The sequence below is a fragment of the Chryseobacterium sp. RR2-3-20 genome (assembly GCF_017808115.1).
Taxonomy (GTDB): Bacteria; Bacteroidota; Bacteroidia; order Flavobacteriales; family Weeksellaceae; genus Chryseobacterium; species Chryseobacterium oryzae.
Window position 1 is genome coordinate 1 of the sequence record NZ_JADQBD010000066.1, and the last position, 15691, is coordinate 15691.

At 31.7% G+C, this 15691-nt stretch carries 21 protein-coding genes; 4 read left to right on the plus strand and 17 right to left on the minus strand.

The genetic code is table 11. The features are described 5' to 3' along the window. Positions 1–136 precede the first annotated feature (136 nt). Entirely contained in the window at positions 137–1657 is a 1521-nt protein-coding gene (locus IV513_RS12730) for an AraC family transcriptional regulator (protein ID WP_209390947.1), read from the plus strand. Positions 1658–1864: 207 nt separating this feature from the next. On the opposite strand, the gene IV513_RS12735 is transcribed toward IV513_RS12730, so the two are convergent. The 7 genes from IV513_RS12735 to IV513_RS12765 all read right to left on the minus strand — a co-directional run bounded on the left by IV513_RS12735 (position 1865) and on the right by IV513_RS12765 (position 6156). Beyond that, on the minus strand, positions 1865–2692 hold the full coding sequence (locus tag IV513_RS12735; protein WP_209390948.1) for a PRTRC system ThiF family protein: 828 nt from the start codon (positions 2690–2692) through the stop codon (positions 1865–1867). Continuing rightward, positions 2692–3411, minus strand: coding sequence for a PRTRC system protein B (locus IV513_RS12740; protein ID WP_209390949.1), 720 nt, complete (start codon positions 3409–3411; stop codon positions 2692–2694). The genes IV513_RS12735 and IV513_RS12740 overlap by 1 nt, the downstream gene beginning before the upstream one ends. A gap of 88 nt (positions 3412–3499) precedes the next feature. Beyond that, positions 3500–4660 carry a hypothetical protein gene (locus IV513_RS12745; RefSeq protein WP_209390950.1) on the minus strand — a complete coding sequence of 387 codons (1161 nt, stop codon included), beginning with the start codon at positions 4658–4660 and terminating at the stop codon, positions 3500–3502. 97 nt (positions 4661–4757) lie between these two features. Continuing rightward, entirely contained in the window at positions 4758–4976 is a 219-nt protein-coding gene (locus tag IV513_RS12750) for a PRTRC system protein C (RefSeq protein ID WP_209390951.1), read from the minus strand. Positions 4977–4987: 11 nt separating this feature from the next. Beyond that, complete coding sequence (locus IV513_RS12755; RefSeq protein WP_209390952.1) at positions 4988–5530, minus strand: prtrc system protein e; 543 nt, start codon at positions 5528–5530, stop codon at positions 4988–4990. A 12-nt stretch (positions 5531–5542) separates the two neighbouring features. Further along, on the minus strand, positions 5543–5728 hold the full coding sequence (locus IV513_RS12760) for an addiction module toxin RelE (RefSeq protein WP_245168941.1): 186 nt from the start codon (positions 5726–5728) through the stop codon (positions 5543–5545). A 35-nt stretch (positions 5729–5763) separates the two neighbouring features. After that, entirely contained in the window at positions 5764–6156 is a 393-nt protein-coding gene (locus IV513_RS12765; protein WP_209390954.1) for a single-stranded DNA-binding protein, read from the minus strand. Positions 6157–6773: 617 nt separating this feature from the next. Here IV513_RS12765 and IV513_RS12770 point away from each other — a divergent pair. The 3 genes from IV513_RS12770 to IV513_RS12780 all read left to right on the plus strand — a co-directional run bounded on the left by IV513_RS12770 (position 6774) and on the right by IV513_RS12780 (position 8126). Then, positions 6774–6950 carry a histone H1 gene (locus tag IV513_RS12770; RefSeq protein ID WP_209390955.1) on the plus strand — a complete coding sequence of 59 codons (177 nt, stop codon included), beginning with the start codon at positions 6774–6776 and terminating at the stop codon, positions 6948–6950. Positions 6951–7128: 178 nt separating this feature from the next. Then, complete coding sequence (locus tag IV513_RS12775) at positions 7129–7362, plus strand: hypothetical protein (protein WP_209390956.1); 234 nt, start codon at positions 7129–7131, stop codon at positions 7360–7362. Then, the gene (locus IV513_RS12780) at positions 7359–8126 is read left to right on the plus strand and encodes a nucleotidyl transferase AbiEii/AbiGii toxin family protein (protein WP_209390957.1); all 768 of its coding nucleotides are present in this window, start codon (positions 7359–7361) and stop codon (positions 8124–8126) included. The genes IV513_RS12775 and IV513_RS12780 overlap by 4 nt, the downstream gene beginning before the upstream one ends. 3 nt (positions 8127–8129) lie before the next feature. Here IV513_RS12780 and IV513_RS12785 read toward each other — a convergent pair whose 3' ends face one another. From IV513_RS12785 to IV513_RS12830, 10 genes are all read right to left on the minus strand, one after another. After that, positions 8130–8990: a toprim domain-containing protein gene (locus tag IV513_RS12785; RefSeq protein WP_209390958.1), complete on the minus strand. Its 861-nt coding sequence runs from the start codon at positions 8988–8990 to the stop codon at positions 8130–8132. Positions 8991–9412: 422 nt separating this feature from the next. Next, a complete protein-coding gene (locus tag IV513_RS12790; RefSeq protein ID WP_275160758.1) occupies positions 9413–10570 on the minus strand; it encodes a hypothetical protein in 1158 nt (385 codons plus the stop codon). Beyond that, the gene (locus IV513_RS12795; RefSeq protein WP_209390959.1) at positions 10548–10769 is read right to left on the minus strand and encodes a hypothetical protein; all 222 of its coding nucleotides are present in this window, start codon (positions 10767–10769) and stop codon (positions 10548–10550) included. Before IV513_RS12795 ends, IV513_RS12790 begins: the two co-directional genes overlap by 23 nt. A 10-nt stretch (positions 10770–10779) precedes the next feature. Then, the gene (locus IV513_RS12800; RefSeq protein ID WP_209390960.1) at positions 10780–11496 is read right to left on the minus strand and encodes a hypothetical protein; all 717 of its coding nucleotides are present in this window, start codon (positions 11494–11496) and stop codon (positions 10780–10782) included. 2 nt (positions 11497–11498) lie between these two features. Then, positions 11499–11750 (minus strand): DUF3853 family protein, encoded by a 252-nt coding sequence (locus IV513_RS12805; RefSeq protein ID WP_209390967.1) that lies wholly within the window; start codon positions 11748–11750, stop codon positions 11499–11501. Between the two features lie 19 nt (positions 11751–11769). Next, complete coding sequence (locus IV513_RS12810) at positions 11770–12054, minus strand: helix-turn-helix domain-containing protein (protein WP_209390961.1); 285 nt, start codon at positions 12052–12054, stop codon at positions 11770–11772. Between the two features lie 92 nt (positions 12055–12146). After that, the gene (locus IV513_RS12815; protein ID WP_209390962.1) at positions 12147–13058 is read right to left on the minus strand and encodes a hypothetical protein; all 912 of its coding nucleotides are present in this window, start codon (positions 13056–13058) and stop codon (positions 12147–12149) included. 434 nt (positions 13059–13492) lie between these two features. Next, positions 13493–14440, minus strand: coding sequence for an HNH endonuclease (locus IV513_RS12820; RefSeq protein WP_209390963.1), 948 nt, complete (start codon positions 14438–14440; stop codon positions 13493–13495). A gap of 358 nt (positions 14441–14798) precedes the next feature. Next, positions 14799–14945, minus strand: coding sequence for a hypothetical protein (locus IV513_RS12825; protein ID WP_209390964.1), 147 nt, complete (start codon positions 14943–14945; stop codon positions 14799–14801). Then, positions 14929–15516, minus strand: coding sequence for a zeta toxin family protein (locus IV513_RS12830; RefSeq protein ID WP_209390965.1), 588 nt, complete (start codon positions 15514–15516; stop codon positions 14929–14931). Before IV513_RS12830 ends, IV513_RS12825 begins: the two co-directional genes overlap by 17 nt. Positions 15517–15691: the final 175 nt, after the last annotated feature.

The window sequence follows — 15691 nt, forward strand, 5'->3', positions numbered from 1 at the left end:
ATGTCTTTTACGAATTTTTCGGAACTTTTCTTTTTAGGTGTTTCCATAATTAAATGTAATTCTTTTTTTGAAAACACTCCTTAACTTTTATACTATATAATGTCTACTTTTTGCTGACGATTTACAATTAACTTTTTTGTTTTTTTATCCGTATGTACTGTATTGTCAAGTAGGGAAAGAGTCTACGGATGAGGATTACATTTCATTAAAAAATAAGTATGTAAGAAATGAAGACAATTTATCTCCATCCCGAATTGCAACAATAGGAGATTCTTTATACAAAAAATCCAATACTAATATTAAAAAAATGAATGCTTTACTGATTCAGATCATGGCAAGCAGTTCACAGAAAGAAGCAGATAAATCTATTTTTTATGCACAAAAATTAGACTCTATTGCTATTCTGGATAAAATGTATGATTACAGAATTAAAGCTAATGGAGTGATGGCTTCCATGTATAGGCATCATGGACTTTTTGCAAAAAGCAATGAAAAGCTAAACCTGATAATAGAATTAGTTAAAAAAACAAAAAAAGAAAATACACCCTTATATTCGACAACATTACTGGAGTTGGGAACCAATTATTTTTCTGAGAAGAATTATCCTAAATCCAAATATTTTCTGCAGGAAAGTTTAAAGCGTTTTAAGAAAGAAAAAAACTATGAAGAAATTTTTTTTCTTCAAACAATTGGAGCAAAAATAATGCTTGGAAATACATATAGAGAACTTAATCAGCTTGAGGATGCGGAGATGCTTTTTAAATCAGCATTGCAACAATATGATAAATTCAGCCAAAATAAAATTTTCAAAACACAAATTCTCACGGGGTTAGGGAAAACCTATATTAAGCAGGAAAAATATGATTTGGCTTATATGCATCTTATCAAGGCAAAAGAATTGGCTAAGGATAGAAATGATGCTTATGAAATGGATGAAATCCAGAAAGTATTTGAAGAATATTATTCTAAATCAGGAAGTCCAAAGTCTGCTGATAGTGTAAGAATTCATTTGCTGGACAAAGCAGCTAAGAAAGAACAGGCAATTTTAAAAGTAGCTAATAAAGCTTTAACAGAAGATATAAAAATAATAGAAAAGCAATCAGATACCATAACATGGATAAGTGTAATTGCATTATTTTTTATTCTCAGTACCATCATTTTTATTTTCAAAAAAAGAAAAGAAAAAATTGTAAAAGAAATTCATTTTGTTGAAAGAATAAAAGAGATTGAAAAAGACAATAAAATTGATGAAAATCAAAAAATATCTGCGGATAAGCTCAATAATTTAGATATTTCTTCCGGTAAAGAAGCCGAAATAGTAGAAGGATTAAATAAATTTGAAAAACAGAATAAGTTTACAGATAATATTTCCTTAGCTTCTATGGCATCAATGCTTAATACCAATACAAAATATCTGTCTTTTGTGTTGGAGAAACACAGAAAATCTACTTTTACGGACTATATTAATCATCAACGGATTAATTATATTACAAAAAAACTATATAATGATCCCGATGCCAGAAAATTTAAAATAAGTTATCTTGCTGAACTTTGTGGTTTTTCATCGCATAGCTATTTTGCAAAAGTTTTTAAAAAAGAAATGATGATTTCGCCTTCCGAGTTTATTGATAAACTGAACGAAAGAAACTTAAGTTAGTTGCTCTTTTTATAAAATAATTAATTTAAAAAAATGAAGAAATGAATACTTCAGTATAATGATTCCGCAACCTTTTTTCAAAAACATCTCAAGCTAAAGCCCTGCAATGTTTTAGAAATGGGGTTGCTCCGCTTGTTGCAAAAATACGTTTCCGACCAAAGGGAGGAAATGTATTTTTGCCGCCCGATTTTCATCAAGCGACAATAATTACAACTTAATTGGTTGGGTTCTGAAATCTTTCAGATTGAGAAAAAAACCTCTGTTTTCAGTCATTCCGTTGCGGAAAAGATTCCATAAAAGAGAACTTCCCATTTGTGCTAAAGTTGAATTAATAAACAAATCCTGCTTTTCCAATGCTTCTGCCAAACTGCAACTTGGGGTGTCATCTTCGGTTTCAGATTGCATTAACAATTCTCCAAATTCTTCGGTAATAAAGGGAAGATTCGCTACTGTTTCATATTTTTCAGAATTGGGTTGTCGGACAGTTCCGATTGTTGAAAGCAAAACCTGTCCCGAAAACAAAGCATTCCCAAAATCCACCCAATATTTTGCCGTATTCCGATAGAATTTCCCATTGTTTAAATTCTTCAAAATTTCGGCTATTTCAAAACGTGTATTGACATTATCCACACACGAAATGAAAATAGTTGATTCCATATTTTTTTGTGTATTTCCAAAACTATCTTTTTCAAATCTTTTAGTTTCAGCCTTCCAATTCGTTCCGAAAAATCGGTTTACCCGATTAATCAATGCAACGGATTTATAAAATCCTAATTCACTTTCCGCAAATAATTGTCTGCCTAAATTGGCTTCTGTGATTACATCATCATCCCATAATCTCGCAGACAATCCTGCATGGTTCAGTTGCGTTAAAGCGTGGCTCATTCTTGCCAACGTCATAAGCATTTGCGAACCCGTTCCACCTGCTCCAATCAAATTAACTTTTATAGGATTGGTTGGAAATAACAAATCGTTATCGGTAAAATGAACCTTTGGTTTTATGGTTTCGCATAGTATTTCATTTTCAGTATTCATTAAAGTAGGTTTTTTAAAGTAAGATTGGTTTTAATCAATACATCATTTGGAAATTTTTCTTGGCTTTGAATGAGGTTTTTCCAAAGATTGACACAATTTCCTTTTATCGGATTGTGTTCGTTCATCAAATGGCTGAAATACGAATTGAAAAAGTATTCTTCCCATTTCTTTGTGAATTCTTCCACCGAAGCAGAATTTTGAATATTCACATCTACCGTTCCCATGCACACTTTTCCATTTTCATACACGTTGAAAAATGGTGCATGATACAATACGGTTTTCTCGGTTGGTCTGCGATTATTGGAAAGGGCAAATAGGGTTAGACTTCTTTTGTTGGCATACCAAAGCATTGCAGGAACTTCTGCTATTCCATTGGGAATTTCTAAATTTTCAGAAAAATATAGTGGTCGTTTCATTGATTTGGTGTACCATAAAACAGAACCGTTTTCACTTGGATTGATTTGCAAAATATTGATGGATAAAATTCCTTTTGGTTTTAGAAAATCCTTGTTTTTTTCTTTTTTGGTATTTATAAGAAGTGCTTTGGCTAAAACTTTCGCTTCTCTTTCTGTCAAGGGATGCGCATTAACAGGATTGCCATTTTTGTCCATATCAAAATGCTCTACATACGAATCTCGATGCTTTTCATTGGGTTGATAAAAAACCAATGCAGATTTCGGGTGGTACAATGTTCCAAAGTCTTGAGTAATATCTTTCATTGCTATATTTTTAGAGGTTGGATTTAGATTAGTTTTCTGAATTGGTTGAATTAAAACATTTCTGATTGTCAATATTTTTTTTGTTGATTCAAAATCCATTCAGAATGTAAATCAGTTCTTCAATCAACGGAAAAAGTCTGTTTTCAAAATCAAGATTATGTTCTGTAATATTGCTCCCATCAAATTTTTTACTGATTATGGGTTCTTCCATTACGGTATATTCTTGGAACTCTGTATTGACGGTTTCAAAAAGAGTTTGGAACAGTTCGCCTTTTAGTTCAGCACAGAAAGAAATGTATTTGTCCATTGATAACAAATAATCTGTTTCATATTCGCCTGCTTCTCCATTGGGTTTTGAATTTCGATAAATGGAAGCATTAGGATATTGCTCATAAAGAGAGAAAATTTCTTTAGCCAATTTATAGCAATCATTGTCAAAACTATTCTTGATATCTTTGATTTTAAACTTGTTCAAACGGTCTTTAAATCGGCTTAAATTATGGTGGTTATAAATCTTCTGTTCCATAAAATCGCCAATCTGTTCCGCTTGTTTGATTTCAGATAAACAAGTTGACGTTTCTTTATTTTCTTCGTCTGATGTAATCCATTCTTCAACCATTTCATATATCCAAAACAAATAACTATTTTGTTGACGGTAGTAAGGAACTTCCGCAATATGGTACAGATATGAACATACAGATTGTAAAAGTTGAACTGCTTGTTTACGTTTCGGATTTTTAGCCAATCTGTATAATGGAAGTATTGGAATATAGTACAATTTTGCTCCTGTATTGTAGCGTTCTTCACTTGTGAAATAGGTTTTCTTTTGGTCTTGAATTAGTCGGATTTCTTCCCAATCTTTTACTTTGTTTTTCAATTGGTTTTGTACATCTTCCAAAGCCAAAGCAAGATTGTAGGGAAATTCAAAATCCTTTGTTGAAATTGGCTCAATACTATAATGCTTCGCTAATTGGGAAAGGGATTGATAAAAATCCTTTTCTGTTTTCTTGGATATTGTAGTATCTTCAATAGATTCCGTTTTTCTCAATTTCGGTAGAAAAGTACATTTCAGAAAACCATCGGAAGTTGATGTATCGGAACAGATTTCTGCTTGTCTTTCCGAATCTCGTTTGCATCTTTCGGTTGGTTCATCCACTCGAAAAATTCGTTCAACTGTCTGTGCAATTGTTTTTGCTTTGAAGTTTCGGGAAGTTTTATTTTTCCCGATATAATGTTGCGTTGCATTCATTTTTATTTTAGTTGATTGTTGTCGGTTGTTGGTTGATGGTTGTCAGCCTTAAGTTTGTAATTCTATCAACTGACAACTATATACTATCAACCAAATTTTATCCTTTCGTTCCCATCACACTTTCAAATTTGTACTGTATCGTATCTTCTTGAATTTGTGGTGCAGAAACTTTGGCGGTGGTCAAAATAGGATATGTATTGGCGTAAAAATTCATTACTGCTTCTACACTCCATTTGGGTTCGGGGTCGGTCAATTTTATTTCTTGATTGTTGTCTATCAAAATAAAAACTCGTTCTAATTTTGTGGCTATTAACATCCTTTTGATTTTTAAGATTCGACATTTTCGTTGATTGGTTCAGTGAAAAGACTTGGTGCAAAATGTCTTTCGTATTCATCTTGTTTTTTGCGAATATTATCAGCAAAATCGGGATATTCCGAAGTTTTTGGCAAAGCTGACCATGCTTCTTTGAATTTGCCCTCTTTTTCAAGTTCTTCGGCTTTTTGAAAAGCATCTTTATACTTCTTCTCTTTTGCTTCTTTTTCTTTTTTCTCCTTATCGGATTTTTCCTTTTCCATTGCAGATTGGCGTTTGGTTTCTTCGAGTTGTTTCATAAAAGATTCCATATCTACCATTAATCCCGAAGCAGTTTGTAATGGTTCTGAAATATTATCAAAAAATCCGTTGTCTAAATCTTCGGCTGTTCCCCGAAGATTAAGCGGTGGAATGGTTTTTCTTGCTTCATCTCCACATTCCTCGTTTTTGAGCAATACGGAAGCAACGAAATTATCCTCTGTGGTTTGCGTGAATATAATTTGCAAATCGCCTTTAAGGTTGAGTTTAGCAAGTTGTCTGAAAAAATTGGTTTGCATAATGTGATGGTTTTAGTAGTTTTCATTGATGTATGTTCCGCTTGTTTTGAAAGGTTCTGCCCCCTGTGTTAAGCGGATTTCAGATTTGAATATTTTGGAAAGTTTTCTTGCATAGCGTATTGCTGTCATTCGGTCACAATGGGTTTGGTAATAAACTTCTATATTTTCCCATTCTTTTTTATTTTTTCGGTGTTTCATTTGAAAATTAAATTGTGCTTCCATAATTCTGAAAATTAAAATGGTAAATCGTCTTCTGTTTCATCTGAAAAAGGATTATTGTTTTTCTGTAGTGGTTCATTTTCTACTGTTACCCTTTTTCCTCCTCCGTGAAGTTTAATGTTGGAAGTATGGAAATTCAATACCGAACGGATTTCTCCATCTTTTCCAATCCATGCGCTACTGCTTATTCTACCAGAAAGTTCTACCAACGTTCCCGTTGTAAGAAACTCAGCTATTCTGGAATTTATCCAATAGGAACAATTGTAATACGTGGTTTGTTCTTTGCGTTCGCCTTGTTTGGTTTTGTAATTGTCGTTGATGGCTACTGAAAAATTAACGACCTGCTTGTCGTTTTTTAAAGTATTGATTTCAGCGTTTTTGGTAACTCTACCGATAATTGTGTTCATAACTTTTCGTTTTTTAATTGTTAATAATTTTGTTATTGTTAGGTTATTTTTTCGAGTGAATTGATTTGGTATCGAGGACACTCGGCTTTCTTTTTTTTAATATTTTGATACAAATAGAAAGGCATTATTCTACCTTATTTCTTTCGTTATCTTTCGTTGGTTTCAAAGAACGTTTGCAATTAAATTGATTCGTATAACTGAGGTTCCGGCTTTTTCTTTGCCCATGACCATAGGACAGTATTAGGCACACAAAACCCGATTCAGTACCGCTTAATGAAAAACAGAATTCGAATCGGGCTTGAAATATTTTTGTCCGAAGGATTCAGGAGTGTCTGAAAAAATTATTGGAGCTTGTGGAAAGAATTTTTATAGAAGCCCAAAAAGATTTTTTTGAGTGAATGATGCTGTCCTACATTTGCAACAGTAAAAAGCAAAACTTCAGTTTGAATCAATTTATAAACGTTTTTAGTAAAGGAAAAATAAAAGAAAAGCAATAATAAGATGGTCTTCAACGGTGTTTTTTAAAACTTTGGAATGTTTATTTTTCAAAAAAGAAAAATGTTTTAATAACTATAAACGATTATATTTGCAGCCCAATTAAATAATTTATACAAGCTATGAAAAAACTTATTGAAAAGATCAATGCCGAATTTGAAGCATTCTTTAAAGAAGCAGAACAACAGGCAGAAAAAGGGAACAAAGCCGCAGGAACCAGAGCAAGAAAATCAGCTTTGGAGCTTAGTAAAATGTTTAAAGATTTCCGCAAAATTTCTGTGGAAGAATCCAAAAAATAATGATTACTAAAATGAAATTCCCTGCCAAATCTGTGCAGGGAGTTTTGTAAGCATCAGAAATAAGAATGTTATTTAAGTAGCAAAAAGCATAAAAACAATAACAAAAATTCATTAAATTTGTATTGTGAAACAGAATGTTAACATAGCAGCGATATTCCCCAAATATCTTTTTTGGGATATGGATTATAGTAAACTCAATCCGGAAAGGGATAAGGATATTATTATTCCAAGGGCGATGTATGCAACTACTGCAGATTCATTTGAAGAGGACATTCAAAAACTGGAACGTATCTATTCAAAAAAAGATATTCTCAATTATCTTAAAAATACGAAAGAGCTTATCAGCAACGAAGTGTGTGCTTTGGTTTCAAAAAGATACAAAACCGCTTTATTTTCACGATTTAGAATATGAATGCCGTAGATTCTGGTTTAAGAAAAACCATTTTTGAATTACAGAATCTTGATTCTGTGAGCAATTTTTCTTTGGGAGGCGGTACCAACTTGGCATTGCGATTCGGACACCGGGTTTCTATTGATATTGATTTTATATCTCCAGAAATTACAGGAAAAATCGGATTTGAAAACATCATTACCGAAGTTCTGCAACATTTCGGAAAAGGAAATGTAAAGCCCATACTCATCAACGAGGATTTAGGAGAACAATTTATGTTTCTGAGGATGTTTTTGAGTGTAAATGAAGAAGTTATAAAAGTGGAGTTTCTTCAGAATATGAAATGTTTGTTTGAACCCGAAATTATTGATGATTTCAGATTGATTCACAAAAATGACATCGGACTTTTCAAGCTGATGAGTGCCACCAATCGTTTTGCCAAAAAAGACATTTACGACTTAGATTTCATTACCAATGAAATCCCGTTGACCACATTATTCGGACAACTTTCAGAAAAACGAAGTACATTCAATTTACCTGAGCATCAGTCTCTATTTGATTTGGACATTGAAAAGGATATTTTAAAACATCCTGAATTACTTTTGGAGTTTGACGAACCAAAAAAAGACAAATATAGTAGACCGATTCATTCCCACGACAGAATTGATATTGTAGAAGGAAGCAAAACCTGGACAGAAGCACGACTGAAATGGCGTATGAAAGTGCGAAAATTATTTTCTGATTTAGGTAAAGACTTTCCAAAACCTGAAGGAAAAACGATTTGATTATTATGGCGAAAGTGTATTCGCTTCCTTTTCACAAAACCACTCATTCAAATCCTTAAAATCGTGATAAATCAAAGAGCAATCTTCCACATTTTTATATTGATTTTGAATTCTAGCCTTAACTGATTTTCCGTTAGCATCGTTATCTAAAAACAAAGAAATTGTTTCATATTTTTTTAATCTTTCCTCGGCTTTGAAAAGCATTGCTGTTGAATTAAGAATTAAAAAATCGAAAGTCGGGTTATCTGATTTTTCTAAATTCCGAAAAGTCAGATAATCAAAAAAGCCTTCGAAAATGACAATTTCATTGTTGGCATTTTGTTCGCTTTGAATGAAGGTAATGTCCTTTTTACCCAAACAGATTTTGGAATACGGATTTCGGATTTCAAAACCGCCGGAATCGTTCTGAAAATTGATTCCGAAATATTTTTTTTCATTCAGTTCATAATGAATTTCACTAACTAAATGCTTTTGTTCAAAAACTTTTCGGGATTTTAAATATTGAAGTAAAGCAGGATGTTCAATTTCTTTAATTTCAAGAACTTTGTAATCGAATTGAGCTTTGACTTCTGTATCTAAAAATTCATTTTGACTAGAAAAAACGAATGCTGAAAGGTATTTCAGGGCATCTGAAACGGAACATTGATTCATTTGCTGTACAATGGAAATAACATCATAACTTTTTCCCGTTCCAAAGTCAAATGCTTTGTTTTTCACAAAATCAACCGATAAGCTCGGAATTTTTTCTTCTCTGTCTAACGCAAAATAAAAAGCTGTTTTTCTATTTTCTTTGACGGGAAAAATATTGAAAGATTCTAAAACGGTTCTGATTCCGACGTTTTGTTTAATTGTTTCGCAATTCATATTTTTTTCTTTTTTAATGCAATTACTTTATCCACAATTTCCTTTTAAATAAAAAAAAGATTTTTTAATTACTTTTAAATATACTTTTAATGAATTGTATCATCGCTTTATGGAAAGGGATCTGAACTGCTTTTTTGGTGAGCACAAATCCGAATTAACTGTGAGTACAATTCCGAAAGTGGAGTGAGTGTAAATCCGAAATACGACCTGTTTTTAGGTGAGTGCAATTCCGAATTGATTTTTTCAAATTTTTATAATTCTCCACTTTATCCAAAAAATCTAATAGTTGTTCATGTTTTTCTAGGTTTTTAGATTTTGTAGTGAGTGCAATTCCGAAATCTCAATAAAAAATTTTCATATTTTGGCATTTTTTTAACCTTAGTGAGTGCAATTCCGAATTTCGGGTGAGTGCAATTCCGAATTCAAATAACAATTGGAAATCCATTGGGTAATAATTCTCCCATTTTTGTTTCCCTGTAAAATTTTATGATGAGTTCCTGGATTTCATTCAGAAATAGTTTCCCTTGAAAATCTGTTGACTTTATTTTCTTTAGTCTGCTTATTCTAACAAATTCTTTGAAGGCTTTTTCGATCAGTTCTCTTGTTTGTGGAATATTTCGGTATTGATGGAAAAACTGAAGCATTTCGGTTTCCATTAAACCGTATCTTTTTCTGAAATAATTCAATCTTCGGGTAATGTTCACTATTTCTCCTGAGCTTTCAGATTCAGGACTATTTAAAATCATTTTTGTTTGGCAAGGGATAATGAAAATACTGTCTTTTTTATACGTGTAGTTAAAAGAAATCGAATTGAATGTATTCAAATTGATTCTTGCCGGCTTTAAAAATTTAAAACAAAAATCTTTCGTGGTTTTGTAATTAAGTCCGAACTTTTTGTTCAGTGTAGAAAGTTTTAAAACTGTTCCGTTTTCAGGAAGTTTTGAAAGCCAAATAGCAAAAATAATGTGCTTATTATTTTTGATGTTATACACCAAATTATACAAAACATAATTGTATTCCGGAATGACCAATAGTTTTTTCAGCCAATAACTACTGATCAGAAAATTAGTAAAACCTCTTTTATCATAACTAGGAGTAGAAATCAATCCACCGAAAGTTTTGATTTCTTTTCCTTTGGAATTGACCGACTTATACCAACCCATTTTGAATTTTGCCAGAAATTCATAGGCATCAATCACTTGTTTTGTTGATCCGCTCGGCGATATTTTGTTGTTTCTGATTTTTATGGAAGCGAATATGTTATTTTCAGTTTCAAATTCTTCATCGAAAAGGGAGAGTTGTTTCGGACGATCTTGCGGACGGAACTGCTCATTGCCGATAATGGAAATAATATTAAAAATCACGCGAAGTGCATTAATGGGAATATCCGCTGCTTCATTTCCATCAAAAATAAAATCATCCACAAAATGGTTTCCGATACGGATTTTATCAGGATTATTCTCGCTTTTACTTTCGAATCCTTTTCGGATAAACCGTAAATTCTTTTCGGGTACATGCATAATCTGCTTCAAATTTGTTGTTTCAAAGGAAAACTTTTTATAGTAGTATGATTTTCTCACTTTTCAGTGTTTTTGAACCATCAATGAGATTGTAATATTTGTAAATATTAATTCCATCCGCTTTGAAAACTCTTTTTTCCACTTTTCCGAAATTTGAAATCCGTACTTTCTGAATACCTTTATACTCAGCGAGCATCCCATTGATGCTTACTTTTTGTCCGGGTTTTAAGTCTGATATTTTGATTGTTGTATTCTTCACTTTTTTTGGTTTATTGATTCTTACTTTTGGGTTCAGGTCGTTTTATATTGGGAATATCTTGTAATGAAAAACTACTGTTTTCTTTAGGATTTAAAAGATAGGGTAGAGTGCTCTTCAATGTAGATTTCCAATTGGTAATAGGGAGTTTAGATGTATTTTTCCATCCATTGTTTTTCCATATTTCGTACTTTTCCTCGATACTAAAATCCAATTGAGAGGTATAGTTTTCTAAGGTTTGTGCATATTCGATAAATTCTTTCCAGGAAGGTTGGTTTGATTTAAAATGTTTTGGTTTGTTATTATGTACTTTCTCATCTTTCAGGACACTTGTTTTGGAATTATTTTGAATTGGCAAACTGTCCGATTGGGAATTTTCAATTTTCTCTAATATTGGAGCATGGAATTCATTATTGCTTTTTATTTTTTGTTTTTCCGGATCTTTACATTCAAAAGAGTAATTCAACAAAATCCTGTAAGAACAAGGAAGTCCTTTTCTGTTTTGAAATTGAATTAATCCTAAATTTCTTAGCTTATCTTTTGTAGGTTTTACCGTTTTCCTTGTTATTCCTAAAGCATTACTAATTGCGGCATCTGAAACAATAATATGGTATCCATTGTTATCATGTCCTAGTTTCAAAAGATAGAGATACATCGCAATGGTTGTAGTATTCAGTTGTGCTTTTTGGTTAAAATTCCAAAACCTTTGTATGAGCTCCAGATAATACATCTTTATTTTTTAGCAAATAGCTCTAATGCTCGTTTCTTATCAATGATGATGATATTTCCTTTCTGAATAATGGCTTCGTTTAAAATCCCTGAAGATTTAACTTCAGATGCTTTTGAAACCGAACATCCCAGTATTTTTGCCAATCCTTTCAGCCCATATTCGTATTTGTTTTCCAAGTTCAGTTTTTTGGAAACTTCCAGAAATTCTTCAACAGTCAGTTTCCAAAGTGGTGTTTGCGGATCGATATCCATAATGATATTGGTTTTTGTTGAATTACCATTTTTTTGAAAAGGATTTATTGTAGTATTCATCCATCGTTTTTTCGACGTCTGAAAGCTTATAGTAGATTTTGTTTCCAACCTGTGAAAAAGATATTTTGCCTTCATCACGCCAAGTTTGAGCTGTTCTACGGGAAATTTTCAGCATTTTAATAAATTCCTCGTTGTCCAAAAACACCTCCTGTTTTGGAAGGCTTTTCATGTTCACTTTGTGGTAAATTTGGTCGATCTTTGAGAGTAAAGCATCGAATTGCTCTTTTGAGAAAATAATTGCTTCCATAACTTGTTTTTTATTTAATGATTATGGAGCAAAATTGAGCAAAAGGAAAAAGTCCCGAAGTCCCGAAACGGTCACAACAGGACTAAGTTTTTTTAGATTAATTTTTCAATATCTACACGCTTGTGAGACTTGGGTCTTTTATCATATTTTGACGGACGCAAAATCGTTTCTACAGTTGCCTGGCTGATTTCGTACCCGTCTTTATCCACAAAATTATTACAAATTAATGCTACAAAGTCTGAGGAATTAGCATCTAAAAATGGCTTACCTTCGATAAAAAGCTCTCTATTGAGTTGAAAAAATACATCGACAAGCTGATTGAGATTACTGTTGACTCTAATTTTATTTCCAGAAACTTTTTTTCTTTGATGACTGGTACTATTCTTGGTAATCTGCTCTTCTAGTTTTTTAACTTCAATCAGCCTTGCAATTTCATTATTGCATTGTTCATCAAATGAAGGAAGATTTTTGTTCACGAAATCAATGACAGACTGCTGATAATCGTATTTTTGATGAGTAAGATAAACTATCTTTTCTTCAAAAATTTTTATACTGTTAAGTTTTTCCTTAACATCTCTGAAACTAAAGTACCGGTCTTCACTTTCTGCATTAATGTGCGTTTTATCTAGTTTCCATGGACTTTTATGCATTTCATCACATTTTAGCTTGAGTTTTTTTAACTCAATACAGGTTTGAAATTTAGTAAGCTTACTTTCGTTATTATTATTTTGAAAAAGATTTTCATTAACGGAAATTAACCTTTCAAAATTATTTAGCCACTGCATAGGATTTTTGGCAATAGTGCAATGATGTTTGAGAAAATTTGGAATTTGAGAATATCGTAGTTGAAAAATTTTGTTAATGAGATTTTGGCAATAGGTAAACAAATTTTCTTTTGGCATTCTTTCTATATCAAATAGGGAATTGAAAGTATCATTAAGCGCGACAGACGTAAACTCCAAAAACTGTGATGTTTCTGTAAGTGGATATTGTTGTTGAATCATAATATATTTTTTATTATTCCAAAGTTGAGATTTTTAGTATTTTTTTATTACAAAAACAGAACATTTTTATGCTACTGCTTTTTCTAAATTTGCAGATATTCAAATAGATATAAATTTATGATTCATTTTCCAATAAGTACTTAATTGGAATACTTTAGAATTCACTGTTTTTCTTGCTATGAAAACGCTAACTCAAATGTTTAAAATAAGAAGATCATAAAAAATGGCTGGACAAAAACCAACCACTATAAATTTTATGAGAAATTACCTATCTGTCAAGCAATGAATTTTGAAGCCAAACAACAAAAGCTCGGAATCTACCTATTCATCGATGTTTTCTAATTTGTTGCACTTATGTTGTACATTTTTTATCCACAACGTCAGAAAGTACCATTAATAAAGGATAAATTATATAGACTTTATATAATACTATGTTATCTGCAGCCATTATCATTATCTTCCTTAAATCTTGGTTTATAAGTATCATTAGTATAAGTTTGCCAATAGTAATGACTTCCGAAAACTAAATTTTCGTCTTTTATATAATCTTTTTCAGGAAGAGTTTCAAATGTAATCCCTTCTTTTTCGGTTCCATCACCTTTGCACAATAGTTCTTCTAAATTTTCATAAATATCAAAAGAAATTTCGCTTGGACCAGGTAAAGCAATACTAAATTGTCTTGATTTGCTTTTTGTTTTCAAACGAAAAATTATCAGAAAGCACTGCAATTTCCTTGGTAATGTTATAATATTAATTCCTTGGCAATCTTCTGGGAATTCATATTTAATCCAGAAAACTTTTGGTAAAATAAATTTGTCTGGATTTAATATTTGTTCCCTAACTTTTTTTAAGTTGTTGTTAATTAAAAATCCGTTCCACAATTTGGAGTAAGCGTATAAATAAGCAATTCTCAATAATGCAATTTCAGCTCGACGTTCATCCGAGTTTTTTTTGAACTTCATTTTTATTTTTTTAGACCTAAATCTTGTCGTATACTTTAAATTTGGATAGAAAATTGGATTATAAGTAGTTTCTGAATAAAACAAGCCGTTCTTAAATCCATCTTTACTTTTTGGATTTGAATTATTTGTCTGAAAATCTATTAAGAATTTTCCGTCGCCGTCAATTTTTATTTTACCATTGATTATGTTACCGTCTATCTCGAATGTTGATAAAGTTTCGGAATTTGGTAAAAATTGTTTAGAGTCTGCTTCTAAAAGTATGTTTAATAAATTAGCGTCAAGTTTATGCCCACTTTTTGAGTTGCACTCTTTGCAAGTAAGAATTAATGGTTTTCCACCAAGAGAAACTGGGGGAACATCTTCCAATGTCAAAAAGTTTTTCTTTGTAATATCTAAATCATCTCTAAAGAAAACTTCCATGCATAATGGACATAGTATACCTTGCTCAAAATCGGGCTCAAAACGAATTTGGTGGTGTTGCTTAACCCACTCCAAATTCTGAGAATAAATGTTGAATATTTTTTCACGTTTCTCTCGTGCCTTCATTTCAACAGCATTATTTTCATATGGTTGCAGATAACTGAAAAAGTATTGGCGAAGACGGGCAAAAAGGAATTCGAAGAATTCAATTTTGTAGAGTAGAAGCCAATGCTTTTTCGTGGAAACTAAATTACAAAAAAAGTTGGAACGAAAAGCATTGGCGGCGAAGAATATTCAAATTTTCAATTTGGATATTCAAGCCCGTTTTTGCCAATACCGTGTTATCTGCAGGCCGAATTTACGGCTTGATTTTTACAATTTTATTTTCTCGAATAACAACAATTTCGCTGTTTTTCTCCTTTTTAAACTCAACCATTTTTTCATAAGCCTTTTCAAGACCTTTCAAAATTTTCGTTTTTCTAATATTTTTAGCTTCTTTTGTCATAATAATGCTTTAAATCATTAAATTTCTCTAAATTATGAATAACAATTTCCTCACCAAAGTATTTTTCAGCAATTAGAATATGTTTTCCTTCCGAATTATCAAAAATAAAAACTTGGTCAACAATTTCTAAGTAAATTTCAAACAAATTTTTGATTCCATTTAAATATCTTCTTTCAATTACATCTTTTGGAATATTGTGACCACCTTCACTTACTCTTATTTTTACACGTTCTTTTGCTAAGTCAGAATTTTTAAGCCAGAAAAAAAGTAGGGTAGTATTATATCCATTTTCCTTTGCGAATTGAATTTTTTGTTTGTATGTTTTAGTTGCTAAAGTTGTTTCAAATGCAAAATTTTCATTATTTTTGAATAATTCATCAATTCGATTAAGCATTATTCTTCCGGCTTCAAATGCTACTTTTTCAGGCTGAAAAGGTGATAAACCTTTTGCAATTTCATCAGCATTTACAAACTCTTTACATTCCAAAATTTCAGGTAAAATTGTGAACGAAGCTGTGGTTTTTCCCGCTCCATTGCAACCTGCGATTATGTAAAGATTATTTTCATTCATAAATACAAATTTACATTAATTTTTGAATGAATTGGAAATTTTCTATTAAAGGGGGAGGGTTCAAATCTGGTTGCAGATAACGGGAAAGGGCTTGGCGAAGGCGGGGATAAGATAGACGGAAATTCCAACTAAACCCGAACCGAGCAAAAACCATTTTCGTTTTTTCAAAATTACA

Excerpts from the sequence above, each read along its gene's own strand:
- IV513_RS12735 (WP_209390948.1), bottom strand. The coding sequence starts at position 2,692 with ATGAATACTGAAAATGAAATACTATGCGAAACCATAAAACCAAAGGTT.
- IV513_RS12740 (WP_209390949.1), bottom strand. The coding sequence starts at position 3,411 with ATGAAAGATATTACTCAAGACTTTGGAACATTGTACCACCCGAAATCT.
- IV513_RS12745 (WP_209390950.1), bottom strand. The coding sequence starts at position 4,660 with ATGAATGCAACGCAACATTATATCGGGAAAAATAAAACTTCCCGAAAC.
- IV513_RS12750 (WP_209390951.1), bottom strand. The coding sequence starts at position 4,976 with ATGTTAATAGCCACAAAATTAGAACGAGTTTTTATTTTGATAGACAAC.
- IV513_RS12755 (WP_209390952.1), bottom strand. The coding sequence starts at position 5,530 with ATGCAAACCAATTTTTTCAGACAACTTGCTAAACTCAACCTTAAAGGC.
- IV513_RS12760 (WP_245168941.1), bottom strand. The coding sequence starts at position 5,728 with ATGAAACACCGAAAAAATAAAAAAGAATGGGAAAATATAGAAGTTTAT.
- IV513_RS12765 (WP_209390954.1), bottom strand. The coding sequence starts at position 6,156 with ATGAACACAATTATCGGTAGAGTTACCAAAAACGCTGAAATCAATACT.
- IV513_RS12770 (WP_209390955.1), top strand. The coding sequence starts at position 6,774 with ATGAAAAAACTTATTGAAAAGATCAATGCCGAATTTGAAGCATTCTTT.
- IV513_RS12775 (WP_209390956.1), top strand. The coding sequence starts at position 7,129 with ATGGATTATAGTAAACTCAATCCGGAAAGGGATAAGGATATTATTATT.
- IV513_RS12780 (WP_209390957.1), top strand. The coding sequence starts at position 7,359 with ATGAATGCCGTAGATTCTGGTTTAAGAAAAACCATTTTTGAATTACAG.
- IV513_RS12785 (WP_209390958.1), bottom strand. The coding sequence starts at position 8,990 with ATGAATTGCGAAACAATTAAACAAAACGTCGGAATCAGAACCGTTTTA.
- IV513_RS12800 (WP_209390960.1), bottom strand. The coding sequence starts at position 11,496 with ATGTATTATCTGGAGCTCATACAAAGGTTTTGGAATTTTAACCAAAAA.
- IV513_RS12810 (WP_209390961.1), bottom strand. The coding sequence starts at position 12,054 with ATGGAAGCAATTATTTTCTCAAAAGAGCAATTCGATGCTTTACTCTCA.
- IV513_RS12815 (WP_209390962.1), bottom strand. The coding sequence starts at position 13,058 with ATGATTCAACAACAATATCCACTTACAGAAACATCACAGTTTTTGGAG.
- IV513_RS12820 (WP_209390963.1), bottom strand. The coding sequence starts at position 14,440 with ATGGAAGTTTTCTTTAGAGATGATTTAGATATTACAAAGAAAAACTTT.
- IV513_RS12825 (WP_209390964.1), bottom strand. The coding sequence starts at position 14,945 with ATGACAAAAGAAGCTAAAAATATTAGAAAAACGAAAATTTTGAAAGGT.
- IV513_RS12830 (WP_209390965.1), bottom strand. The coding sequence starts at position 15,516 with ATGAATGAAAATAATCTTTACATAATCGCAGGTTGCAATGGAGCGGGA.